Raw genomic sequence first — 22,362 nt, 5'->3', positions numbered from 1 at the left:
GGTGTCCACTTAAATTAGGTGGACACCATCGCCTTTGGCGTCGGGGTCAGGAAGGTGAGTTGGCCGGACGGTTACGGTCGTGGCTTGGCATAGTCAGTCCAGGCGTTAGGAAGCTGGGCTGCACTGTGCTGGCAGTCCTGCACTCCTGGCCTACCTTGCAGGATTGGTATGGTCACCAGTCTTTCCCAGGTCTTGGTCCTGGCAGCAGGCATGGTCCATGCCCGCCATCATTTCCATGCCCATGGTCTGCATTGGGCAAGGTTCAGTCGCCGAATCGATGCCCGCCATCCCGTTAAGCGGAAGCGCCACGATAAGAATCAGGATGGGCGAGTATAGGTTACCGGGATGAACTCACCATTAAGGGGTTGGGGCTGCACCAACCAACCGCATGGAGGCTGGGAGACTGATGAAGAAGGTTGTGACACCCTCCGCTGAAGTACACCAAATTCGTCCGCTGTGAGCCTCGATGATGGAGCGTGTTATCGACAGGCCTAGGCCTGCATTGCTTGGCCCGCCTTCGCGTCTGGCTGGATCGGCCCGATAGAACCGGTGGAAGATCTTGCCAATGTGCTGAGGATCGATGGTTACTCCGCTGTTACGTACGGATAGCGTCACGGTTTCACGTGTTTGCTCGATCTGCACTGATATCTCGTTGCCTTCCGGGGTGTAGCGCAACGCGTTCGATAAAATGTTGGAAAGCGCTCGGTCAATCATCAGGCGATCGCCACGAACCTTGCCACGACCTTGGAGGGTCAGCTGAATGCCCCGGTCCTCAGCCAGGAACTGGTAGTACTCGAACAGCTTGTATACGAGTTCGGAGAGGTCCACATCGATCTGCTCGGGCACGATCAGACCGTTGTCCGCCTTGGCGAGGAAAAGCATGTCGTCAATCATGCGCGACATGCGCTTGAGGTCTTCCAGGTTCGAATAGAGGTTTTCCTCATATGCATCCAGGTCACGCTTCTTGGTGAGCACCACTTCAGTATGGGTCAGTAGGTTGCTGACCGGCGTTCTCAACTCGTGAGCGATATCGGCAGAAAAGTTGGACAACCGAACGAATGCATCCTCCAATCGTCCCAGCATCCCGTTGAAAGACAGGATGAGCTCCTGAAGCTCAATCGGTACGGGCTTCAGGGGAATGCGCTCGCGGAGCGATCTTGCTGACATCGCGGTCGCCACTTTGGTGATTTGCCCGACAGGCCGAAGCCCGCTTTTGGCCACGACCCAGCCCAAGCCTGCACTCACCACTGCACTGATCACCAAGCCGATCCCGAACCACCACTGCAAGGTGTGGAAGAAATGGGCATGAGTGGTGACATCGAGCATCAGCACCGCCGTCACAGGTTCCGGCTCGCCCGCGATGGCCAACTGGGCGGTGATACCGCGGAAGTTCTGCGATTCATCCTGCCACTCCCAGACCGCACCCTGGCGCGCCTGCTCGAACCGCTGAGGAATTTGGGAGGCTTTGGAGTCTGAAAAAAGGGTCGTTCCGTCAGCCTTGGTGATTTTCGCCGAAAGATCCTGATGTGCGCCGAGCAATGCCCGCAGCTGCTGCTCCTGATCGCCGAGCTCGCCTCGCGCTGCTGAAATGGACAGAATATGACGCGTTGACTCCAGCTTTTCGGAGAGCGCCTGCTCATCCAGCATCCGGAAATGGTGCTGGCTGAGCCCGTAGAAAGCCACGCCGGCAACGACCAAGACAGCAGTCACCGCGAACATGAACATCAGGGTCAGTCGCTTGACGAGCGATGATTGCGGGCGCATCACTCTGCCACATCCATCATGTAGCCCATGCCTCGGGCGGTATGGATGAGCTTTGGCGCGAAGTCGTCATCAATCTTGGCCCGCAGTCGGCGAATCGCGACCTCGATCACGTTGGTGTCACTGTCGAAGTTCATGTCCCAGACCTGAGAAGCGATCAGCGACTTGGGGAGCACCTCCCCGCGTCGGCGCATGAGCAGCTCCAAAAGGGCAAACTCCTTGGCAGTAAGGTCGATCCGCTTGCCGTTTCGCGTAGCCCGGCGCTTGAGCAGGTCAACCTCAAGGTCCGCCATCTTCATGGTGGTTTGAGCAGAACCACCGTTGCCTCTGCGCAGCAGTGTGCGGACCCGAGCCAACAGCTCAGAGAACGCAAAGGGCTTCACAAGGTAGTCATCAGCACCCAGCTCCAAGCCTTTAACGCGATCATCTACGCCATCACGGGCCGTGAGAAAGAGGACCGGCACGTCTTTCCCCGCTGCCCGGATCTTGCGCAGGACCTCCCAGCCATCGAGCCCCGGCATCATTACGTCCAAGATCAGCAAGTCATACGCTTCGCTCTGCGCCTGTTGCAGGGCGTCAGTGCCTGTCATCACCCGGTCTACAGTGAAGCCAGCCTCTGTTAGGCCTTGCTGGAGGTAGACACCGGTTTTCGGCTCATCTTCGGCTACGAGTAATTTCATCTGCTCTCATCCACGCGGAGTGCATCTCCAGTTTGCAGGAAAAAAGACGCCCAACCAGAAGCTGACGGAAAAGTAATGTCGCGATCAGTTTTCTGACAGCACCGCGAGGCTAATTTGACCCTGTACCTGACGCCATGAGGCGCAGAACCCACTGAGGATCTCCAGATGAACATGGTCAAAGCAATTGTGGTGGTCGTTACCTTCGGCATGGCAGGCATCGCCCTGGCAGAGGGCGGCGCGGACCGGACCTTTGCGCGGATGGAAGCGGCTCGCCAAAACTCCATGCAGGCCTATCAGGTTGCGCAGCAGGAGAAAGAGCAGCCGCCGGTCGCCGCACAGTCCAGCAAGCATGTCGGCCACGAGAGCTGCTGATCCGAGCTTACAGAAATGTAATCACTCCGGAATCTGAACTATGGCAGTTTCAGACTACGGCCTCTCATCAGCCTCGCGCAGTAGCGAAAGTCTACGAGACTGGTGAGAGCTCCAACGAACCCAAGGGCTGCGCCATCGAGCAGCCTGGATATCAGCGATCTACCTGACTGGACGCAACGGCATGCAAAGCAAAACCACGAGACGATCATTCGTCAAAGGCCTGGCCGCTACCGGACTTCTGGGTGGGCTCGGCATGTGGCGCGCGCCGGTCTGGGCTGTGACCAGCCCTGGCCAACCGAACGTGCTCAGCGGCAATGAATTCGACCTGTATATCGGTGAACTGCCCGTCAACATTACGGGGGCAGCTCGTACGGCCATGGCCATCAACGGCTCCGTGCCTGGGCCGATCCTGCGATGGCGCGAAGGCGACACCGTGACGCTGCGTGTACGCAACCGGTTGAAACAGGACACCTCCATTCACTGGCACGGCATAATCCTGCCCGCCAATATGGACGGTGTGCCGGGCTTGAGCTTTCACGGCATCGCTCCCGATGGCATGTACGAATACAAGTTCAAGGTCCACCAGAACGGCACTTACTGGTATCACAGCCACTCAGGCCTCCAAGAGCAGTCTGGGGTCTATGGCGCACTGGTGATCGATGCTAAGGATCCCGAGCCGTTTGTATATGACCGCGATTACGTCGTCATGCTCAGCGATTGGACGGATGAGGACCCGGCGCGGGTGCTCTCCAAACTCAAGAAGCAGTCCGACTATTACAACTTCCACAAGCGCACGGTCAGCGACTTCGTTGACGACGTGAGCGAGAAAGGCTGGTCGGCCGCTGTAGCGGATCGGAAGATGTGGGCTGAAATGAAGATGAGCCCCACCGACCTCGCAGATGTGAGCGGGTATACCTACACCTACCTCATGAACGGCCAAGCTCCGAACGGCAACTGGACGGGTATCTTCAAGCCCGGCGAGAAGATCCGCCTGCGATTCATCAACGGCTCGGCCATGACCTATTTCGATGTCCGGATTCCTGGGCTCAAGATGACGGTTGTGGCTGCCGACGGCCAGTACGTCAAACCCGTATCGGTCGATGAGTTCCGGATCGCCGTTGCTGAAACCTACGATGTCATCGTCGAGCCTGAAAACGAACAGGCCTATACGATTTTCGCGCAATCCATGGACCGTACCGGGTATTCCCGAGGCACCCTGGCAGTTCGCGAAGGCTTGCAAGCGCCCGTACCGGCGGTAGATCCACGCCCGATCATCGCCATGAGCGATATGGGCATGGACCACGGCAGCATGGGCGGAATGGATCATGGCAGCATGGCTGGCATGGACCAGGGCAGCATGGCCGGCATGGATCACAGCAAGATGGCTGGAATGGACCACGGCAGCATGGCCGGTATGGACCACAGCAAGATGACTGGGATGGGCAATGAAGGCATGGCCGGCATGAGCGGCGCAATGCAAAGCCATCCGGCTTCCGAGACCAACAACCCACTGGTCGATATGCAGACTATGTCGCCAACGCCAAAGCTGAACGATCCGGGAATTGGCCTACGCAACAACGGGCGTCGAGTGCTGACGTACGCCGATCTGCGGAGCACCTTCATCGATCCCGATGGTCGAGAGCCTGGACGGACAATCGAACTGCACCTTACCGGCCACATGGAGAAGTTCGCGTGGTCGTTCGACGGTATCAAATTCTCCGACGCTGAACCGCTGCGGTTGAAATATGGCGAGCGTCTTCGCATCACCTTGGTCAACGACACCATGATGACTCACCCCATCCACCTCCACGGTATGTGGAGTGATCTGGAGGACGAGAACGGCAACTTCATGGTTCGCAAGCACACCATCGACATGCCACCTGGCTCAAAACGAAGCTATCGCGTCACCGCAGATGCCTTGGGACGTTGGGCCTATCACTGTCACCTACTGTTCCACATGGAAATGGGCATGTTCCGAGAAGTACGTGTGGACGAATGAACTGGAGATTTGAGATGAGCAAACCAATGAAACGAAGCGCCTTTTTCCTTTCTGCTGCGATGGTAGGCATTCTGGCTGTTTATGCCCCGTCGTCGTGGTCCAGCGACAATCATGATCAGCATTCCCAGAAAACCACAGAGGCCGGCAAAGCCAAAGGCTCGCAGGACAAGCAGGGCCAGGGGATGAACCATGAAGGCATGGACCATGGTTCCATGGAAGGTATGGACCACGGCTCGATGAAGGGAATGGACCATGGCTCGATGGAAGGCATGGACCACGACAAAATGATGAAATCGCATGGCAGCGACAAAGCTAAGGCAGGGAAAGATGGCCAATAGCCTCGGGCGGCCTTCGCTGCTGGCTCTGACCGTTTCGATCAGCATGCTGGGCGTAACGCCCAGCTTCGCTGCTGAAGAAATGGATCACTCGGGCATGGATCATTCGAAAATGGGGCACGGCTCCATGCAAATGGATGCTGCTCCATCCGAATCGATGCCGGCGATGGATCACAGCAAGATGGGGATGGGCAAACAGCAGAAAAAGCCTGCCCCTGTTGATCACAGCCAGATGGGGCATGCTCAAAGCAAGAGTAAATCCAGCCCGGTGGACCACAACAAGATGGACCACAGCAAAATGAACCATGGAAACATGCAGGGCATGGATCACGGCTCTATGAAGGGCATGGACCATTCCCAGATGAACCATAGCTCAGCGACTTCTCCGACCACGACGAGCCGCACGCCGATTCCAGTGCTCACTGATGCGGATCGCGAGTCGGCCTTTCCGCCCCTGGGTGGCCACCAAGTGCACGACAGCGGAATCAACAGCTTCTTCCTGTTGGACCAGCTCGAATACCAGGACGCCGATGAGGGCAGCACCCTGGCCTGGGACGCATCAGGCTGGATAGGCGGCGACATTAATCGCCTCTGGGTTCGTTCGGAAGGCGAGCGCACCAATGGGGTAACCGAAGATGCTGAGCTGCAACTCCTGTACGGGCGCTCGGTCAGCCCTTGGTGGGATGTGGTCGCCGGGGTCCGCCAGGATTTCAAACCGGAATCCCCACAGACCTGGGCAGCCTTTGGTATTCAGGGCATGGCTCTGTATGACTTCGAGGCCGAAGCCACGGCGTTTATAGGCGAGAACGGTCAGACTGCTGCGCGTCTTGAGGGCGAATACGACATCCTGCTGACCAATCGCTTGATTTTGCAGCCCACGGCCGAGGTCAATTTCTATGGCAAGAACGATCCTGAGCGCGGCGTTGGCTCGGGCCTTGCCAATACCGAAGTCGGGCTGCGCCTACGGTATGAAATTGTCCGCCAGTTTGCTCCATACATAGGCGTTACCTGGAGCCGCTCCTACGGCAACACCGCTGACTTCATCCGAGACGAGGGTGGAGATGTTGATGAGGCACGCTTCGTTGCCGGTATCCGGATGTGGTTCTGAGAATTCCAACATGAAAAAAACAATTACAACGCTGCTTGGGGCCGGTGCTGTCGGAAGTGCTGCGGTATTGGGCACAGCCTATTTCGGTCTGGTGAATGTCGGCGCTGATGATCCTCACTTCCCGGCAGTCCATTCCTTTCTCGCCATGGCTCGTGATCGGTCTATTGAGGTTCGAGCGCGAGACATCGAAGTCCCTGATCTGAAGGAAGCCGCGTTGATCAAAGCGGGGGCGGGCAACTACAACGCCATGTGTATAGGCTGTCACCTTGCCCCTGGCGTTGGGAAGACTGAGCTAAGCCAAGCGCTATACCCGTCGCCACCCGACCTCACCAAGGTGGGTGTCGGAGGCGATCCAGCCGCCGCATTCTGGACAATCAAGCACGGTATCAAAGCCACGGGCATGCCCGCCTGGGGCAAGAGCATGGGCGATGAGTACATCTGGGGAATCGTCGCGTTCCTGGATCAACTGCCCCAGATGAATGCCGAGCAGTACAAGGCCTTGGTGGCCACGAGCGGCGGCCACCAGCACGGCGGCGGTGAAAGCGATATGCACAACCATGAGGGCCAGCACGGCGGGAGCGGTCGTGCCGAGCATGGTGATCACGATGAAGCGGCAGACGACGATCATGCCCAGGCAGCTCACGACCATGGAGCTGCACCCGCAGGCTCCGCTCAAGCGGCAGATCATCACGGTGACCACAATGCGGCCGAGGCCCATTCGGATGCCCACCCGACATCGTCGCCAAAGACGCATGTTCACAAAGACGGTAAGGAGCACACTCATGCCAACTAACCGGATATTCGTTCGGCTAGCCGCTATCGCTGGGCTTCTGGTGACCTCGGCGGCCTATGCTGCCGAGCCATTGTCCATCGACGTTCACCGAGACGCGAACTGCGGTTGCTGCAAGAAGTGGATCGCGCACCTGGAAGCCAATGGTTTCAAAGTGACCGACCATGTTGAGACGGACATGAGCGCAGTGAAACAGAAGCTGGGCGTATCGCCACGGTTAGCGTCCTGCCACACAGCTGTGATCGACGGAAAGTTTGTTGAAGGTCACGTGCCAGCTGAGCAGATTCGAGAACTCAGGGGGCGGAACGATCTAGTCGGGATCGCCGTACCAGGAATGCCAGCTGGGTCCCCAGGCATGGAGGTTGATGGCGTAAGCCATGCCTACCAAGTCATTGGTTTAATCAAAAGCGGCGAGGACCAAGTAGTCGCCAACTATCCAGCCAAATAACGCACCTACCAGGAGGACGGCGGTAGGCTGACTGCCGTCCCTTATTCCCCCGCTAGAAAGCTTCATCAGCTCAACAGGACGACAGAGAGGGGCTACAAAGGGTAGCTAGTCAGATTCACGGCGCTCGCGGACTGGCTTGAGTACGATATCGCCGTTGATGAGCTCGATGGAGAGTCTGTCGCCCGTCGTGACCCCGAGCTCGCGCAAAATGTCATCGGGTAATTCCACAATCACATCGCCGGAGCCGTCGCCGGGATCTAGGCACTTTACCGTGGTGCGCGCTGATTGAGTCATTGGACTCTCCTGCCTGAGCTACCAGTCCTCATCGTACTCCACCAGTCATGAAAGCCGGTAACCAGGCGATCTATTGCCGGAATTGACGCTTCAACCCGGCGTTTTATCAGAGTAAGTCCTGTCCACTCGCTCAGTGCTCAGTTCTGGCCCCGGCAACCGACTCCAGCGGTCCGGTATTCAAGGATTTTCACGTCTCCGTTGGAATCCTCGTAATTCATCTGTGCCGGCATCACGTCACAGCTCGCCTTGGTCGACGTCATGCTGATCACCTTCGCCACGTCGAGCCGCATCCCGTAGCGATAGTGGATCACCTCCGGTGGGTTCTTTCCCTTGGCAGCGGCATAAGCTCGCATAGCTTGCTCATTGGCCTGAATCATCTTTCCATGCAGACGGTCGGATCCTCCTTCGGCGAGTACGGCTGACGAAGCCACTAGGGCCAGGATAGCGGTGATACTTTTGATGACTTTCATTTCAATCACTCCAATAAACGTGACTGAAGATTAGGGGTTGATCGCTGTCAATTGAGTGATACGGGAATTACAAGGTTGTAAGTCCCGCATGTAAAAAGAGGTAGCGTTGCCTCCTCGCCGCATACCAACCTCGCCCTCAGGCAAGCTACTGGTAGACACCCAAGCGTATACGCTCAAGATAGTCCGCTACGACGCTGAACCCGAGCGACGTGTCGAGCATCTCGAAGGGTACAAACCCCAACAAACGGCCGCACGGCCGACAAAGCCACTGCTCCGCGAGCATCTGAGAGCCAAATACCTTCGATGCAAGCTCCAGTCCTTTCGCATACTGGAACGCCACCGCGCTCTGCTGGGCATCCAGACGATGGGCCTGAGCGGGATGGCTCAGACGGTGAATGCTTCTGGTCGATCTTCCTGTGATTCGCCCGACGAGGTTACGAGCCTTGAACAGGCTCGATGACTCGACCATGCACTTCACGTCGCTGAAAAAGAATCCTGTTTGGACTAGACTCAGGAGCTCCAGCTGGCTCAACCCGTCGGGGTGGTTCCGCCCTGCTCAGATTCTCGCGCGAGATCTGCGTATCCTTCTTCACCACTGAGATGGTCGTAGAGTTCTTCCAGGGTTAAAGCCAAACCAACTTTATAACCCGACAGGTCAGCAAGGTATTCGTTAAGGTCGCCAGCTCCGAAGCTCATATGCATAAAAGGGTCCTAGGCGTGAAAGTAATGCGACGATAGTATCGGTTTGCTAAACACTCCACAAAAGGGCCCTGTGGACAGCGAAATACAGGCAGATCCTGTCAGTTGCCCGGACCCACTCACGGCCTGGTTTTGGCTTTTTGGCCGAAAAGGCTGTTGCTTAAATTGCAGAGCGATTATTAGCCTTTTAGACGCCAATGGTCCAACCAAAGCACTCTCGGTTGATCGGAAAACCAAGCGTAGAAAACTAGTGCCGCATGCTGCTAGCTGCCTCTCGCCAGCGTCTTCTACCGGCCCAGGCTGTGTAAAACCTTGACCAGTGCTAATGTTATTCTGCCGTCGGCAGTCATAGCGGAGTAGTCCATGAGGCCATTCCTCCAAGGCAAGCATCGAGATTAATGCACGTTGCGGCCTGAGAGCCTGGATGATTATGTCGCAGATACTAACTAGGTTCGAGTAATCGATGTGCTCGACGATGAGCTTGATCTCACCCGTTGGGCTTCAGTGGTGTGGTTCTCACCGAAACTGGACGCCCTGCGTACCCTGCTGCACTGCTGAAGATCAACATCTATGGCTATCTCAACCATCTTTCCGTCAGCATTGGGATGAGCTTGGTTCCGACCAGCTCCGGAAAATAGCTTTGGGGACTCCTTGGAAAATGAGGTCATAAATGGCCTGGGCTAGCGAACGGGAGCTTTGCTTCTCGCAGGTTTGGGGGCATGCTGTGAGCGAAACGTGGCAGGAGGAATGCGCCATGAACCAGGGGACACTCCAGACAGCGGTACTGTCGGCCGCCGAACTGATCGACTACCTGTGTCCTACGAGCGGGGCGCCTTATTCGGTCGAGCGCTATGCCGAGATCTTTGGCCTCAGCCCTACCGAGTTTGCCGGTCAGATCGCTGCCTATCGTCACAGCAAACCAGATGCTACCAGCGCATCCGACGCCGAAGCGACGCAACGCTTTATCGCGGATGTCTTGCGGGTGATCTTGGCCCTAGACGAGAGCGGAGTCGCCGTCGAACGGGCGATCACTTGGTTTCGACTCGAGCCGTTACCGACCTTCGAACAGCAGACCGCGGAGCAACTGGTCAGTCAGGTTCAAGTTGAACGAGTGCTGCAGTTCCTAGCCTCCTGGCAGGCGGGGAGCCAGGGATGAATCGGGATACCCAATGGCAGGTCGATCATCAATCGGCATACCAGTCCTGTTATTGCACTGTCCTGCACACCGTAGATGCGCGTTACGACGTTCGCGGTTCTGTGCTGGCAGAAATGGTGAAGGCCTGTCTGATTCACCGCGCCACACTGCCCGCAGCGCAGCGGGCCTATTTCGTACAGCACGCATCAGAGGAAGCGGTGACCTACTTGGAAAAGTTCACAGCCAGGCTGTTTTTTGGCCCCCAGGGACGCTTTTCGCCGCAAGAGTATCGCTACCGGCCTGCTATAGATTTGCTGGAACCGGCTCCTCATGGTCAGCCTCAATGAGGCTCACTGGTCAATTGAAGGCAATTTGCCATCTGGAAAAATGCTAGAGGTCCCAAGCATTCTCGGCGAGTAAAAAATCTTTGACGTAGTCGCGCTGCTTTGAAAGAGTGGAGCGGTTTAGAGCCCAGCCGAGATGAGCGCTGACAAACTCGCCCTGAGTCTCGTCGAAGTAATAAGCCGTGCGCGCCTTCGCCAAGGAATACAGATTGATCAGCCGAGCACGTACGTGCGGCTTGAGATGATCATAGACGACAACGTTGGGGTTATTGGAGAATACTAAAGCTTTACCTGGCGAGATGGCGATGATGAACAACAGGTCCCTCAAATAGTCTCCCCAGCGAGATGCGGGGTAATCAGATGCGAGCAAGCCCGGTTGTTCCCAATTGTACTCCCGCATGGTTGCCTTCAAGAGTCCATCTGAAAATGCCTCGTCAATAAACGGCGAAATCTCGTTCTGGGCGAATAGGACTAACGACATCGCACCGAGGGACTTGCTTGATTTAAAATAGTCAACCACTTCATTGATCGAAGTATGTGATGAGATCTGCTCATCCTTCATATTTTGCCTAATAAGATCGAGTTCCGAGCGGATATCCATGGCTTTTAGAATGTCGGGATGGCGAGCCTCCAGAAACGTCAGGGTGTTCGCCAGTTGTCGGCGGTCCAGATGGTTCCAACCCTGAACTCTACTGCTACGTGCCTTTTCGATGATCTTATGGCCCGCTTCATCAATCATCGGGGTAATATGGCTGGATTCGACCTCAAATCCCCCATCGGGAAAGTCGATACGGTACAAGTCCTCAATCGAAGCAGTATGTTTTATAGCAACCGGCTTGATTTCCAGCGCACCATTCGAAGGCAGTCGGCGGTAGCGGAAGACTCTCCCAGGAGCGTATTGCCAAGCCTTGAGAAAGTGTTGTGGAACGAAATGGTGATTGCGAGGGGGATTCGGCATGCAGTGGTTCTCTCCAAAAATGAGGATGCTATAGCAATGAAGATTTTCACACCATTACCTGGAGAATATGTGGCGTCGGCACTGCAGCGGGGAAACGAGATGCTCGGTATCCGAACCCTGCCACATGAGGATTTCCGGATAAGACCGATACCAAGAACAGGTTACGGACGCAAAGGAATTGGGGGAAAAGCGGAAATTAGGGGGTACGCAATTTTTAAATTTCCCTCCTTATTTACTGAACGAAAAATCACGGAAGAGGTTTTGCACAACCACACCCTGTACCCTCTCACCGCAGCGCTAGGCCGACCTACAAACCAAACAATAGTAACCCCCGCTTATTGGAAAAAAATTTGCCCCGAATGCGCATTCGAGGACTTTGAGAATCACGGCACAGCGTACGTACATCGAAGCCATGTACAGTCTTATGTTAAGGTTTGTAGCATCCATGGTTCTGACCTCATAACTATCTGCCCCGCATGTTCAACCCCCATTAATAAGCATAAAATAACCCAACTAGGAATATGCAGTCAAAAATACAAAAACCCGACACGTCAATGGAAATCACCGAACCATCTGTATTCAATATTTATCGCAGAACTTCTGAACTACAAAGGCCCTCCAGCTAAAACGCACAACGCTGAATGGATAGTGACCAAAAGCTTATACAAAAATTATTTCGATGAAATATACGGCAATTATGGATACGTGTCTGAAATTATAGTGCGTGAGCTCGGCACAAAAACTATAAATCCGGCGGCGGCAAAAACTGAGTGCAACACCTGACCTTTCCGGTACGGTGCTGCCACTATGTCTTATACCGAACTCAGCGTTGAAGAGCGCGCCACCATTCAAATCGGTCGTACTCAAGGCTTCAGCCTGCGTAGGATTGCCTGCTTGATCAACCGATCCCCTTCGACCATCAGCCGGGAGCTGCGCCGCAATCGAGATGTCTGTGGCGGCTACTCGGCCCACGCGGCCCAGCAGCAGATGCAGGCTCGCCGCCAGGTGTGTCGACCGAAGCGAAAGCTGTTGCCGGGTGGTGAGCGCTTCGAGTTGGTGGCGCATATGCTCCGTGAGCGTTTGTCTCCCGAGCAGATTGCCGGCAAGCTGCGCAGCATGAACATTCCCAGCCTCAGAGATGCCTACGTCTGTCGCGAGACGATCTATAACGCGATCTATGCCCTGCCGGTCGGTGAACTGCGCAAGGAGCTGATCATCTGCCTGCGGCAAAGCAAGACGACACGCCGACCGCGCTCTGGTGGTGTGGATCGGCGCGGCCAGATCCCCGAGATGGTCAGTATTCATGTGCGCCCGCCGGAGATTGAAGACAGGCAGATGCCGGGGCATTGGGAAGGCGACCTCATCAAGGGTAAGGCCAACGCCTCGTCCGTCGGTACGCTGGTGGAACGCACCAGTGGCTACCTGATGCTGGTAAAGATGAACGACGCGACGGCGACTTCGGCGCTGGAAGGCTTCAGCGCCGCGCTCAATGGCATGCCGCTGGAGATGCGAAAGAGCATGACTTACGACCAGGGCCGGGAGATGGCGCGACACGCCGAGATCACCCAAAGAACCGGCGTGGCGATCTACTTCTGCGACCCGCACAGCCCTTGGCAGCGCGGTAGCAACGAAAACATCAATGGCCTGATCCGCCAGTACCTGCCCAAAGGCACAGACCTGTCGGTACACAGCCAGGAAGAACTGAATGCCATCGCACTGCAACTGAACATGCGTCCGCGTAAGCGCTTCGACTTCAAATGCCCAATCGAAGTTATGGGCGAGGTGATGCAGAAGGCCATGGCTATGCGGCATGATGCTCCAGTTTCAATTCAATGACCGTGTTGCACTCAGCTCCTGCAACCGCCTCCCTATTCAAAGGGGGCGACTGATTACAACTTCGTAATTCAAGCCTTCCTAGGCTGTCGCACCGCTGCCAGATACCTAGACTTGCTAACAAACAGTGCCGCGTGCACTCAGTTGCAAAACGAAGTTAATGAACTTATTCGGTCTGACTTCATCAAACGCAAATATCATACAGTAGATAGAATACCTAGTACCTCCTCATCAGTTACATGAGACAGCCGAATCCCAGCAAGCCGGTACACAACACTTATAGCACTTCGCTCAGATAGAAGATAATGTCTCACCGCCCATCTGATTTTACGAACTTGATGGTCATGATCAGATTCGAGAATATCTTTCATCAACAAAGTACTTATTGGGAACTTATCAGGTACCCTCAAAAAATCATGGCTACGAGCGACCTTCCTGCTTAACGCGGCGCGGGTCACCTTTTTCGGTTTGCCCTGCGTAGACAGAATCTGGTCCCTGGCGATTAGCAGATCTTGAGCAAGCGCTGCGTCTCTCGCATGCCAATCGACCAACCCCCTCCTTACCCTTATGAAAGGATGGGCAGACACATACTGCGCTAACCACTCCTTATCATGGCGGTAAAGCCACTGATAGCCCGGCTTATCATGGCATTTCGCGTTCTTGCTGCTCGAGAAAGCTTCGCGGCGTGCCTCAATTTCGCCGTCCTCTATGAGGGGCCTAGTATCGTTGCCCCTAGCCGCTTCACCGCTGCGAGCATCAGCTCGCGGGTGAAAGGATTTGAGGTGCTCAAGGTCTGCCTCAAGGAGCCAGCAAAGAAAGTAGAATTTTAATGGCTGTACGACCGCCCCGCGTGGACGCACGACGCCCAACACCCAGTCCCAAGAGCAACTGAGCTCCTGAAACTCATTAGCGCGAGGGCTACAGAGAAGACGCGGCGTCAGGAAGCTCCTTAATACCTGTTCCCTCACCCGACCAGCCTTAAGAAACCCCATCTCATCCAGACGATGCTGAAGGAAGTTTCCGGTCAGCAGATTTTGTACATCCGCTGGGTGCTCAAGTCCCCAAAACTGCATTTCACCTATCACAGCAGCTGAAGAGTCAGGAGCCCGCATCACTGGCGACCCCGCTGCCTCCGCCGGAAACAGCATGCAACGCCAGTCAGTTCCATCCGGAAACATCGTCCCGCAGAGCACCTCTCCATGGAGCGGGCAGATGCAAGTACCCATTGCTTGGTGAATACGATGCCAGTAGGCCGAGCCGCAGTTTTGAATATCTTCTTCAACACACCTCTCGCAGTACCTGAACGACGCGTGCTTGAGGAAGCCTGAGGCTGTGAGACCCAGGCTCATTTTCAGGCCCGTGCCGTCGGTACCAGTCATGGCGATACGCGCGGCTTTGCTCTTCGTGTCATTCAAAAAAGGTTCGTACAGAGGCAAAAGGGTAAAGCGATCGATCAAATGCTCTACCGAATAAGCTGATGCTAACCGTTGCGACAGAGCACCCAAGCAGCACGGCAGGATAGAGCCACAGGTTCTGGAATACGCGCCGAACAACTCCTGGCTTGTCCGGCGATAGCTGTCGTTCGACGACAGCCTATGATAACGGACCGCCAGGCTGTAGAGAGACTCATCAGGGAACGGCTGAGGAAACCAATGCAAGCGATCCATTGACCTGATCTCCCGCGGTTCATGTCACCAAGCAGAGTCCTTATCTACCCAGCCTCTCTGCTCGAGCTGGGTCTGCACATCATCGCCTTCGGAGAAATGGGCAGTTGGTGCTGACTCGTTGGCAACCGGAACCACCGGTTTACTAATAGGCTTTGCGGCTGCCCTTTCACTGTGCTCGACAGGTGTCACTATCGCGGCCTGGGTAATTAAAGAGAGATTCGCCCTGTCTGCACGCCGCGCCAAATCGTAATTCATCATCTTGGCGACCTGGTCCTTCGTGGGCATCATGTCTTCGAAGTCAGCAATTTGCAGCGGATCCCCGCTTCGTAGAGCCTCGATGGCCTTATGAAGGAGCCTCATCTGACTGTCGTACACCTGCTGCAGAACCGCCGGTGTAATCGAGTCGATGCCCTCCCAGATTGCGTGCCGCTGAGCCAGCATTAGAAGTTTGGCCAGGAAATCCGTGTTTCCTTGAGTGAGGTCATATATTTTGGAAAGGATCTCACCCGTCAACGGAGTGGGGGTTTTGGTCCAGTCGTATGCCCAGAGCAGTGAAACCAGATGCGCCCAAAACGGATCATCTTCGGTAAACCTGTCAAAAGTGATAGGCCCCATTCCTGCCGCACGCCGAGCATTTCGCAAAACACCAGAAAACAGCGGAAGCATGGCATTTGTGCCAACGTAGATCAGCGGGATGCCGGCGTCATTCGACAGCTGCACAAAAAAGTTGAGAAGCTTTTCGCGGTCTTGCCCGCCTCGGGATGAGCAGAGGTGCTGCATCTCATCAATTATGAGAGCTCCGATGAAATAGGTTTTGCACAACTGACTGATATTTTGAAGCATCACGCTGATGCTGCGGCCAGTAGCAGCTCTGCCTGAGTACTTTTTTATGCCTAATGCTTCATCCAATGAAGAGAAGAATGCGGTACAAAAACCTCGCAACGAGCCATCGTGCGGACAATCGATCTTGAGCCAGACCACCTGCGTCTCAATGAAGATCTGCTCTTTATACTTACTGTGACTGATCACCTGTGGATAAAGCTTGGCAATGGAGTTCAGCGCAGTCGTTTTACCCATGCCGCTCAACCCGATCAGTGTCAACGTTTCAGCGGTGGACATAAACCCGTGCCCCTTGATCTCCGCAGAAGAGGGCAAGCGATGCCTAACGGATGACGCATGCAATGGATTGCGCCCGGTGTATCCGTACCGAATCAATTGACTGAACAGGTCCTCAAGCCTGAGGTGGATTTCAAAAGGTACAACGACATCCTTCAGCCTGTTGATGCCATGACCACGTAATTTCGGGTCCAAGGCCCGCTCCACGTTGTCAGGCCGGGGCGGGGCGCTCCCAATGCGCCTGACTACATCAACATCCGAAAGAATCTTCGGGAGACACTCAATCAGTGGGTTACCGTCGTATTGAGGCATGCCAGTCGGGTTGTAATCTGCTGGCGCAAAACTGGAATCACTCATGACTAGCCTCGTTACCCGCGTTGATCACCAATTTCAGGAAGGCGGCGCTCCGACCCGAGACAGGTTTCACGGTTACAGGTGTATAAGTCTCCTCCGCGGCTGGCGAGTTATCCACAAGGCGAAGCTGATTTAGGTCAGCGGTATGCAAGTCGCGCTCAGTCTGGGTTTCAACGGCACGTTTCGAACGCTTGTCCCGCTTGAACTCAGCGTCAGATTTCGGATCTCCCTGCCCCTGGCGTTTGGCTTGCGCTCGATGAAGAATCTCCTCCTGGCGGCCTTGAAGAAGCGCTCCAGTATTGGCATCCTCGTACCGGGCATCTGGGGCGACCTGATTCAAAATCTTGATAATATCGAGGACCTCCTCCATACGAAGCCCACCGTACTTAACCCGCTGCTGCGGTACAATGGTCAACGGCTCGAAACCCGCCTCAGATTTCATCCAGCAGTTCTCAATAGAGTTTGGATCGTAGAAAACCCTAACGTACCTCGTTTTAAAGTTGTGAGAGCGCTCCAACCATTCCGAACGAATGGCGGTTTCACAGGTGTACTGCACACCTTGGAAATTTATACCTCCTCGACCAATTCGACACACCTGCGAGGGTAACAATGCAATCTTCAGCTCCGCTGGTGATACGAATTTCGAATTCAGGAGATTGTTTGCCATAGACCACTTCCACATGGCCATAGGCGTGGGCTCCACTTCTGCCGCGATCATCTCACGGTTCAGAAGATGAGGAACTCGAAGGCTCTTGTTGTGAGCCAAAACACCGAGGATTACCATCTCAGTAAACTCATCGATATCGAAAATTGCGTCGAGCTGGTAGTCACGATCACCACGCTCCATTTTCCGAGCATCTACGCCGCCAGGGACAAATTTCAAATCCAGCTTTTCGTTGAGCAGTCGGAAACGGCTTTCAATGATACTTTTCCAGTCAGGCCGAAACGGTGGCAAAATCTTCAAGGCTGTACCAAGAGTCTTTGTCATCGTCTCCCCAGCTTCACTGAGAAGTTCAGCGCGATCTGCGACGATTTCAACCGGTAGATGAGAACATGGCCAGTCAACCTCATCGATCTCAATATTATAACGCTTGCAAAACTCCTTCTTCGGCGTGCAAGCATTATAAATGGCATGTCGAGCACCATTCCAACTGGGCCCTTCAAGCCCGACATGAATACCTACGATCATTCTGGTGAACGTATCAACCAACACATACAGCACTGGCCTGCCGATCAACCATAACCGATTGACTCGATGTACCAAATAAACATCAGCAATCGTCGAATCGATTTCGTACCGATGACTTGCACCGACTAACCCTTGAGAGGCAGATCCAACTAGCGCACGATGGTCTTTATTATAGCGGATTGCGCCGCCGCTCTTCTTCAACCTATAGAGTTCATCAAAGAAAAGTTTTCCATGGTACTCCAGTTGATTGATGGACGGGTAGCTACCTCGAACCAGGTTACCTTTTGAACCGTCGGACTTGATCGACCGATAAAACTTATTGAGCATCCAATCATAGGCTTTCTTTAGCTTGCCACACCTGCCACTGGCAAAGCGCCCATAGGCCAAGCGAATATGCGAGATGTGCCGTGACTCGAGCAGAATTGCGCCACCGTCATCCACAACTACGCCACGATATTTAAGCGGTCGGCCAGGAACAATGCCTGAGGCCCGACTTTTTTTCTTTCCACGGCCTCCACACGTGCTGGTATTCCACAAAAATGCGTTTCGTGTCTGCCCCATGCTCCAATACCGATAGAGAAGTCGATAAATTTGCTTCCGGTCAACTCCCACTACCATTGCGTGATTAGCAACAAGGGAACCAAAGTTAGACGTCAAGATATCGAGGGGGCCATGATTCTCCACCAAACCACGTACCAGCTCCCAGTTCCTATCTCGGCTGTCTTTTTCATTCTCACTGATCTCGTCGTCACTTCGAAGCAAGTGCATAGGTACCATTTCAGGGTTGATCACCGCCGCTCCGTTATTGATCTCTTCGATCAATAGTGAGCTTCCAACCCGCCATGGCTTCGTCGGACTTGTACCGAGTTCAATGACTAAGACAAACTCATCCTTTATAGCTAAAACTCTGACCGGTTTCTTCAGCAGCTCAGATCCCTCACCCGGAGAAACGATGCAGTTAACTCCCAGACTAAGCATGACGAGGCACCTCGATTTCTGATGTGCTGGAAAAGGATGGCTCAGCAATCCAAACATGCAAAGGTTCAGATAAGCTTATTACCTTAGCGCTTAGACTCGCCCCCAGTCTGCCCGTCCAAAGAAGATGGTGGAAGAGGCGTTTAACACCAATATATTCTATAAAAATTACCCTCGAGGCTTTTTGCAGCAGTGCCTTTAGTGGCAATTCACTAGTCTTACATCCCGCTATAAATTCGAGCAGATTATTTATATTATTCTCCGTCGGCAACGAAGGATGGATGACCGCGTAAGTTCTAAGTATGACAAGATTTGCTATTTTAACTTGCGAGAGACTTTCATGGAGAACCAGTTTCCATTCTACCTTTCTCATAGCCCAATATTTAGCTTCGATCTCAAGCTTTTCCGCCATCCGATTCTGCTCCTTGAGGCTGGCATCCTCGAACTCCTTACGGTATTTCACAGAGCGCGCGGCCAAGGTTGCTTCGCCCTTCGAATCTATGAAAGTTATGAGGAAGTCAGTGGTCATAACCACTGGGACTTGAGTACCTGGATACACAGGATGACGGTAATTCAGGCTTGACGCGATCGCTTGAGTCTCAGCTTGCGTTAGGAGCGGGAACTGCTCACGAATGTCGATGATGGAAGGATCATGCTCAAGGATCAGGTGATAGTCGCGCTCAGCGTTGGATAGCAAATGATGACTGCGATGAAATTTCACACCCGGTACAAGATGCGACACCCCGCTCGACTGGATATCCCAAATCTTGATCCAAGGCTCATAGGACTCTCTAACGCCAGATCCGCGACCCGATTGTATTCTTCTATCAATTTTCCGCTGAGTCATTAGCTTCGAGCTAGCTGGATTCACCGGTTCAGTGGGTACAGATGTCATTTCACGAGTCGCTCATCGTTGAGTGACCCGCTCGATCGGATCGGAACGACACAGGTCGTGGCGCGGAGAAATTCAAGAGCGGGCTCAGCCAGGACAGCAGTCACTGTGGTGCAGAAGGGATTGTGATCCTATATCCATGGACAAGGCTCTGCCCCGACAAACGGGCCGTGACAGAGCCTTGTGACAACCTTTCTTAACTTGTGACAACCTTTATTTTTTTGTGACAACCTTTATTCTTTAAAAACACCTCCCTTTTCAACAGCAGTAGCGTTACTCCACCGTCACCGACTTGGCCAGGTTGCGCGGCTGGTCGACGTCGGTGCCCTTGAGCACGGCGACGTAGTACGACAGCAGTTGCAGCGGGATGGTGTAGAGGATCGGTGCCAGCGCATCGTTGATGTGCGGGACGTTGATCACATGGGTGCCTTCGCCATTGCTCATGCCGGCCTGCTCGTCGGCAAAGACCACCAGCTCACCACCACGGGCGCGAACTTCCTGCAGGTTCGACTTGAGCTTTTCCAGCAGCTCGTTGTTAGGAGCCACGGTCACCACGGGCATATCGTTGTCCACCAATGCCAGAGGACCATGCTTGAGCTCACCGGCCGGGTAGGCTTCGGCGTGGATATAGGAGATTTCCTTGAGCTTGAGCGCGCCTTCCATGGCCACCGGGTACTGGGCACCGCGGCCAAGGAACAGGGTGTGGTGCTTGTCGGCGAACAGCTCGGCGATCTTCTCGACCACGCCATCCATCGCCAGCGCTTCGCTCAGGCGTGCCGGCAGGCGGCGCAGCTCGTCCACCAGCTCGGCTTCGACACCGGCCTCGAGGGTACCGCGCACCTGGCCGAGGGCCAGGGTCAGCAGCATCAGCGAGACCAGCTGGGTGGTGAAGGCCTTGGTCGAGGCGACGCCGATCTCCGGCCCGGCCAGGGTCAGCAGGGTCAAGTCGGATTCACGCACCAGCGAGCTGATGCCCTTGTTGCAGATGGCCAGGCTGCCGAGGAAGCCCAATTCCTTGGCATAGCGCAGGGCCGCCAGGGTGTCGGCGGTCTCGCCGGATTGTGAGATGGAGACGAACAGGGTGTCCGGCTGCACCACCACCTTGCGATAGCGGAACTCACTGGCGACTTCCACCTGGCAAGGGATGCCGGCGAGGCTTTCGAGCCAGTAACGGGCGACCATGCCGGCGTGGTAGCTGGTACCGCAAGCGACGATCTGCACATTGCGCACTTTGCCGAACAGCTCGGCGGCCTGGGGACCGAAGGCCTGCACCATCACATGGTCATTGCCCAGGCGACCTTCCAGCGTACGCTGCACCACGCCGGGTTGCTCGTGGATCTCCTTGAGCATGAAGTGGCGGTAGTTGCCCTTCTCGGCGGCTTCCGCACCTTCGTGATACTGCACCGTCTCACGCTGGACCGGCTGACCGGCCTGGTCCCAGATCTGCACCTGAGTGCGACGAATCTCGGCGATATCGCCCTCTTCCAGGTACATGAAACGGTCGGTGACCTGGCGCAGGGCCAGTTGATCCGAGGCCAGGAAGTTTTCACCGAGGCCCAGGCCGATCACCAGGGGGCTGCCACTGCGGGCAGCCACCAGCCGGTCAGGCTGGCTGGCGCTGATCACGGCCAAGCCATAGGCGCCATGCAGGCGCTTTACCGCGGCCTTGAGCGCATCGGTGAGGTCGGGGATGGTCTTGAGCAGATGGTGGATGAGGTGCACGATCACCTCGGTGTCGGTCTGCGAGACAAAGGTGTAGCCCAGGCCCTTGAGCTCTTCGCGCAGTTCCTCGTGATTCTCGATGATGCCGTTGTGCACCACCGCCACTTCATGGCCAGAGAAGTGCGGGTGGGCATTGTGCACGGTAGGCGCGCCATGGGTGGCCCAACGGGTGTGGGCGATACCCAGTTGGCCAGCCAGCGGGTCGGCGGCAACCGCGCCTTCCAGTTCGCTGACCTTGCCGATGCGGCGGCGACGCTCGAGCGCGCCTTGCTGGGTCAGGACGGCCAAGCCGGCGCTGTCATAACCACGGTACTCCAGACGCTTGAGGCCTTCGATGAGAATGGCTGTGATATTGCGCTCAGCAACGGCACCGACGATTCCACACATAAGATGTTGCTCCTAGCTGATAGCGGCGCAGATAAGGGTGATGCCGCGGGCTTGAATCCGGTCGCGTGCCTCGGCGGGCAGGCGATCATCAGTAATCAGGGTATTCACGCTGCCCCAGGGCAGCTCGAGGTTGGGGATCTTGCGGCCGACCTTGTCCGACTCGACCATGACGATCACCTCGCGGGCCACTTCGGCCATGACCCGGCTCAATCCCAGCAGTTCGTTGAAGGTCGTTGTGCCACGTTCCAGGTCGATGCCGTCGGCACCGATGAACAGCTGGTCGAAGTCGTATGAGCGTAGTACCTGCTCGGCCACCTGGCCCTGGAAGGACTCCGAGTGCGGGTCCCAGGTACCACCGGTCATCAGCAGCACGGGTTCATGCTCTTGTTCGCTGATAGCCCGGGCCACATTGAGCGAGTTGGTCATCACCACCAGGCCTGGCTGGCGCCCGAGCTGCGGGATCATCGCCGCCGTGGTGCTGCCGCTGTCGATGATGATGCGCGCGTGTTCGCGGATGCGTTCCACCGCAGCACGGGCAATGGCCTGCTTGTAGAGGGACACCGGCTGGACCGTGTCGCCCAGCAGCTCCTGGGGCATGGTCACCGCACCGCCGTAGCGGCGCAGCAGCAGGCCGTTGGCCTCCAGGGCATGCAGATCCTTGCGGATGGTCACTTCGGAGGTTTCGAAACGCTTGGCCAAGGCGTCGACACTGACCTCGCCCTGCTCATTGAGCAAGGCCAGGATATTGTGGCGCCGTTGAGGGGTATTTCGTTTCGACATGTGGATTTAAGTTTCGATTCGAAAGATAAGTGTTGCAATCAAAACCTAAGTCAA

At 55.4% G+C, this 22,362-nt stretch carries 23 protein-coding genes and 1 pseudogene; 11 read left to right on the top strand and 13 right to left on the bottom strand.

Going from position 1 to position 22,362, the window contains the following annotated elements; genetic code table 11:
- Positions 1-357: 357 nt before the first annotated feature.
- Together C3F42_RS17430 and C3F42_RS17425 are read right to left on the bottom strand one after the other, a co-directional pair.
- Positions 358-1,764, bottom strand: coding sequence for a heavy metal sensor histidine kinase (locus tag C3F42_RS17430; RefSeq protein ID WP_012316924.1), 1,407 nt, complete (start codon positions 1,762-1,764; stop codon positions 358-360).
- Entirely contained in the window at positions 1,764-2,441 is a 678-nt protein-coding gene (locus tag C3F42_RS17425; protein WP_012316925.1) for a heavy metal response regulator transcription factor, read from the bottom strand. The genes C3F42_RS17430 and C3F42_RS17425 overlap by 1 nt, the downstream gene beginning before the upstream one ends.
- 165 nt (positions 2,442-2,606) lie before the next feature.
- Here C3F42_RS17425 and C3F42_RS17420 point away from each other — a divergent pair, with 165 nt between their 5' ends.
- From C3F42_RS17420 to C3F42_RS17395, 6 genes are all read left to right on the top strand, one after another.
- Positions 2,607-2,813 (top strand): co-regulatory protein PtrA N-terminal domain-containing protein, encoded by a 207-nt coding sequence (locus C3F42_RS17420; RefSeq protein WP_012316926.1) that lies wholly within the window; start codon positions 2,607-2,609, stop codon positions 2,811-2,813.
- A 181-nt stretch (positions 2,814-2,994) separates the two neighbouring features.
- Complete coding sequence (locus tag C3F42_RS17415) at positions 2,995-4,812, top strand: copper resistance system multicopper oxidase (protein ID WP_012316927.1); 1,818 nt, start codon at positions 2,995-2,997, stop codon at positions 4,810-4,812.
- A 14-nt stretch (positions 4,813-4,826) separates the two neighbouring features.
- On the top strand, positions 4,827-5,150 hold the full coding sequence (locus tag C3F42_RS17410) for a hypothetical protein (RefSeq protein WP_012316928.1): 324 nt from the start codon (positions 4,827-4,829) through the stop codon (positions 5,148-5,150).
- Positions 5,140-6,255 carry a copper resistance protein B gene (locus tag C3F42_RS17405; RefSeq protein ID WP_012316929.1) on the top strand — a complete coding sequence of 372 codons (1,116 nt, stop codon included), beginning with the start codon at positions 5,140-5,142 and terminating at the stop codon, positions 6,253-6,255. Before C3F42_RS17410 ends, C3F42_RS17405 begins: the two co-directional genes overlap by 11 nt.
- Positions 6,256-6,265: 10 nt before the next feature.
- A complete protein-coding gene (locus tag C3F42_RS17400) occupies positions 6,266-7,048 on the top strand; it encodes a cytochrome c (RefSeq protein ID WP_012316930.1) in 783 nt (260 codons plus the stop codon).
- Entirely contained in the window at positions 7,038-7,493 is a 456-nt protein-coding gene (locus C3F42_RS17395) for a DUF411 domain-containing protein (protein WP_012316931.1), read from the top strand. The genes C3F42_RS17400 and C3F42_RS17395 overlap by 11 nt, the downstream gene beginning before the upstream one ends.
- Positions 7,494-7,598: 105 nt before the next feature.
- Here the strand turns inward: C3F42_RS17395 and C3F42_RS17390 are convergent, their stop codons facing one another.
- The 4 genes from C3F42_RS17390 to C3F42_RS29400 form a co-directional block, all read right to left on the bottom strand.
- Positions 7,599-7,787 carry an AbrB/MazE/SpoVT family DNA-binding domain-containing protein gene (locus C3F42_RS17390; RefSeq protein WP_016489899.1) on the bottom strand — a complete coding sequence of 63 codons (189 nt, stop codon included), beginning with the start codon at positions 7,785-7,787 and terminating at the stop codon, positions 7,599-7,601.
- Between the two features lie 137 nt (positions 7,788-7,924).
- Positions 7,925-8,257, bottom strand: coding sequence for a DUF2790 domain-containing protein (locus C3F42_RS17385; protein ID WP_012316932.1), 333 nt, complete (start codon positions 8,255-8,257; stop codon positions 7,925-7,927).
- Positions 8,258-8,402: 145 nt separating this feature from the next.
- Entirely contained in the window at positions 8,403-8,540 is a 138-nt protein-coding gene (locus C3F42_RS30325) for an MbcA/ParS/Xre antitoxin family protein (RefSeq protein ID WP_371920596.1), read from the bottom strand.
- A gap of 245 nt (positions 8,541-8,785) precedes the next feature.
- Positions 8,786-8,959 (bottom strand): hypothetical protein, encoded by a 174-nt coding sequence (locus tag C3F42_RS29400; RefSeq protein WP_016489901.1) that lies wholly within the window; start codon positions 8,957-8,959, stop codon positions 8,786-8,788.
- 402 nt (positions 8,960-9,361) lie between these two features.
- Here C3F42_RS29400 and C3F42_RS29970 point away from each other — a divergent pair.
- From C3F42_RS29970 to C3F42_RS17365, 3 genes and pseudogenes are all read left to right on the top strand, one after another.
- A pseudogene (locus C3F42_RS29970) lies at positions 9,362-9,555 on the top strand (IS5/IS1182 family transposase); the annotation flags it as partial.
- Between the two features lie 155 nt (positions 9,556-9,710).
- Positions 9,711-10,112 (top strand): hypothetical protein, encoded by a 402-nt coding sequence (locus tag C3F42_RS17370; RefSeq protein WP_024717850.1) that lies wholly within the window; start codon positions 9,711-9,713, stop codon positions 10,110-10,112.
- Positions 10,109-10,438 carry a hypothetical protein gene (locus C3F42_RS17365; RefSeq protein WP_016489902.1) on the top strand — a complete coding sequence of 110 codons (330 nt, stop codon included), beginning with the start codon at positions 10,109-10,111 and terminating at the stop codon, positions 10,436-10,438. The genes C3F42_RS17370 and C3F42_RS17365 overlap by 4 nt, the downstream gene beginning before the upstream one ends.
- Before the next feature lie 43 nt (positions 10,439-10,481).
- Here the strand turns inward: C3F42_RS17365 and C3F42_RS17360 are convergent, their stop codons facing one another.
- Positions 10,482-11,393: a DUF4238 domain-containing protein gene (locus C3F42_RS17360; RefSeq protein WP_016489903.1), complete on the bottom strand. Its 912-nt coding sequence runs from the start codon at positions 11,391-11,393 to the stop codon at positions 10,482-10,484.
- Positions 11,394-11,429: 36 nt separating this feature from the next.
- Between C3F42_RS17360 and C3F42_RS29395 the strand changes: the two genes are divergently transcribed.
- On the top strand, positions 11,430-12,176 hold the full coding sequence (locus C3F42_RS29395) for a TniQ family protein (RefSeq protein ID WP_158659574.1): 747 nt from the start codon (positions 11,430-11,432) through the stop codon (positions 12,174-12,176).
- Positions 12,177-12,200: 24 nt separating this feature from the next.
- A complete protein-coding gene (locus C3F42_RS17350; protein WP_100774681.1) occupies positions 12,201-13,229 on the top strand; it encodes an IS30 family transposase in 1,029 nt (342 codons plus the stop codon).
- 194 nt (positions 13,230-13,423) lie between these two features.
- On the opposite strand, the gene C3F42_RS17345 is transcribed toward C3F42_RS17350, so the two are convergent.
- The 6 genes from C3F42_RS17345 to C3F42_RS17320 form a co-directional block, all read right to left on the bottom strand.
- Entirely contained in the window at positions 13,424-14,893 is a 1,470-nt protein-coding gene (locus C3F42_RS17345; protein WP_012316938.1) for a TniQ family protein, read from the bottom strand.
- A gap of 24 nt (positions 14,894-14,917) precedes the next feature.
- Positions 14,918-16,366 carry an ATP-binding protein gene (locus C3F42_RS17340; RefSeq protein ID WP_016489904.1) on the bottom strand — a complete coding sequence of 483 codons (1,449 nt, stop codon included), beginning with the start codon at positions 16,364-16,366 and terminating at the stop codon, positions 14,918-14,920.
- On the bottom strand, positions 16,359-18,530 hold the full coding sequence (locus C3F42_RS17335) for a Mu transposase C-terminal domain-containing protein (RefSeq protein WP_012316940.1): 2,172 nt from the start codon (positions 18,528-18,530) through the stop codon (positions 16,359-16,361). The genes C3F42_RS17340 and C3F42_RS17335 overlap by 8 nt, the downstream gene beginning before the upstream one ends.
- The gene (locus tag C3F42_RS17330) at positions 18,523-19,422 is read right to left on the bottom strand and encodes a TnsA endonuclease N-terminal domain-containing protein (protein WP_256586199.1); all 900 of its coding nucleotides are present in this window, start codon (positions 19,420-19,422) and stop codon (positions 18,523-18,525) included. The genes C3F42_RS17335 and C3F42_RS17330 overlap by 8 nt, the downstream gene beginning before the upstream one ends.
- Positions 19,423-19,692: 270 nt before the next feature.
- Complete coding sequence (glmS, locus tag C3F42_RS17325; RefSeq protein ID WP_094010832.1) at positions 19,693-21,528, bottom strand: glutamine--fructose-6-phosphate transaminase (isomerizing); 1,836 nt, start codon at positions 21,526-21,528, stop codon at positions 19,693-19,695.
- Between the two features lie 12 nt (positions 21,529-21,540).
- Positions 21,541-22,308, bottom strand: coding sequence for a DeoR/GlpR family DNA-binding transcription regulator (locus C3F42_RS17320; RefSeq protein ID WP_046857650.1), 768 nt, complete (start codon positions 22,306-22,308; stop codon positions 21,541-21,543).
- Between the last annotated feature and the right edge of the window lie 54 nt (positions 22,309-22,362).

Origin of the sequence: Pseudomonas sp. PONIH3, assembly GCF_002934345.1 — a bacterium.
GTDB lineage: Bacteria > Pseudomonadota > Gammaproteobacteria > Pseudomonadales > Pseudomonadaceae > Aquipseudomonas > Aquipseudomonas soli.
Note: the sequence above shows the minus strand (reverse complement) of the source record. Positions and strands in the feature narration are given on the sequence as shown.

Excerpts from the sequence above, each read along its gene's own strand:
- C3F42_RS17430 (WP_012316924.1), bottom strand. The coding sequence starts at position 1,764 with ATGCGCCCGCAATCATCGCTCGTCAAGCGACTGACCCTGATGTTCATG.
- C3F42_RS17425 (WP_012316925.1), bottom strand. The coding sequence starts at position 2,441 with ATGAAATTACTCGTAGCCGAAGATGAGCCGAAAACCGGTGTCTACCTC.
- C3F42_RS17420 (WP_012316926.1), top strand. The coding sequence starts at position 2,607 with ATGAACATGGTCAAAGCAATTGTGGTGGTCGTTACCTTCGGCATGGCA.
- C3F42_RS17415 (WP_012316927.1), top strand. The coding sequence starts at position 2,995 with ATGCAAAGCAAAACCACGAGACGATCATTCGTCAAAGGCCTGGCCGCT.
- C3F42_RS17410 (WP_012316928.1), top strand. The coding sequence starts at position 4,827 with ATGAGCAAACCAATGAAACGAAGCGCCTTTTTCCTTTCTGCTGCGATG.
- C3F42_RS17405 (WP_012316929.1), top strand. The coding sequence starts at position 5,140 with ATGGCCAATAGCCTCGGGCGGCCTTCGCTGCTGGCTCTGACCGTTTCG.
- C3F42_RS17400 (WP_012316930.1), top strand. The coding sequence starts at position 6,266 with ATGAAAAAAACAATTACAACGCTGCTTGGGGCCGGTGCTGTCGGAAGT.
- C3F42_RS17395 (WP_012316931.1), top strand. The coding sequence starts at position 7,038 with ATGCCAACTAACCGGATATTCGTTCGGCTAGCCGCTATCGCTGGGCTT.
- C3F42_RS17390 (WP_016489899.1), bottom strand. The coding sequence starts at position 7,787 with ATGACTCAATCAGCGCGCACCACGGTAAAGTGCCTAGATCCCGGCGAC.
- C3F42_RS17385 (WP_012316932.1), bottom strand. The coding sequence starts at position 8,257 with ATGAAAGTCATCAAAAGTATCACCGCTATCCTGGCCCTAGTGGCTTCG.
- C3F42_RS30325 (WP_371920596.1), bottom strand. The coding sequence starts at position 8,540 with ATGCTCGCGGAGCAGTGGCTTTGTCGGCCGTGCGGCCGTTTGTTGGGG.
- C3F42_RS29400 (WP_016489901.1), bottom strand. The coding sequence starts at position 8,959 with ATGCATATGAGCTTCGGAGCTGGCGACCTTAACGAATACCTTGCTGAC.
- C3F42_RS17370 (WP_024717850.1), top strand. The coding sequence starts at position 9,711 with ATGAACCAGGGGACACTCCAGACAGCGGTACTGTCGGCCGCCGAACTG.
- C3F42_RS17365 (WP_016489902.1), top strand. The coding sequence starts at position 10,109 with ATGAATCGGGATACCCAATGGCAGGTCGATCATCAATCGGCATACCAG.
- C3F42_RS17360 (WP_016489903.1), bottom strand. The coding sequence starts at position 11,393 with ATGCCGAATCCCCCTCGCAATCACCATTTCGTTCCACAACACTTTCTC.
- C3F42_RS29395 (WP_158659574.1), top strand. The coding sequence starts at position 11,430 with ATGAAGATTTTCACACCATTACCTGGAGAATATGTGGCGTCGGCACTG.
- C3F42_RS17350 (WP_100774681.1), top strand. The coding sequence starts at position 12,201 with ATGTCTTATACCGAACTCAGCGTTGAAGAGCGCGCCACCATTCAAATC.
- C3F42_RS17345 (WP_012316938.1), bottom strand. The coding sequence starts at position 14,893 with ATGGATCGCTTGCATTGGTTTCCTCAGCCGTTCCCTGATGAGTCTCTC.
- C3F42_RS17340 (WP_016489904.1), bottom strand. The coding sequence starts at position 16,366 with ATGAGTGATTCCAGTTTTGCGCCAGCAGATTACAACCCGACTGGCATG.
- C3F42_RS17335 (WP_012316940.1), bottom strand. The coding sequence starts at position 18,530 with ATGCTTAGTCTGGGAGTTAACTGCATCGTTTCTCCGGGTGAGGGATCT.
- C3F42_RS17330 (WP_256586199.1), bottom strand. The coding sequence starts at position 19,422 with ATGACATCTGTACCCACTGAACCGGTGAATCCAGCTAGCTCGAAGCTA.
- glmS (WP_094010832.1), bottom strand. The coding sequence starts at position 21,528 with ATGTGTGGAATCGTCGGTGCCGTTGCTGAGCGCAATATCACAGCCATT.
- C3F42_RS17320 (WP_046857650.1), bottom strand. The coding sequence starts at position 22,308 with ATGTCGAAACGAAATACCCCTCAACGGCGCCACAATATCCTGGCCTTG.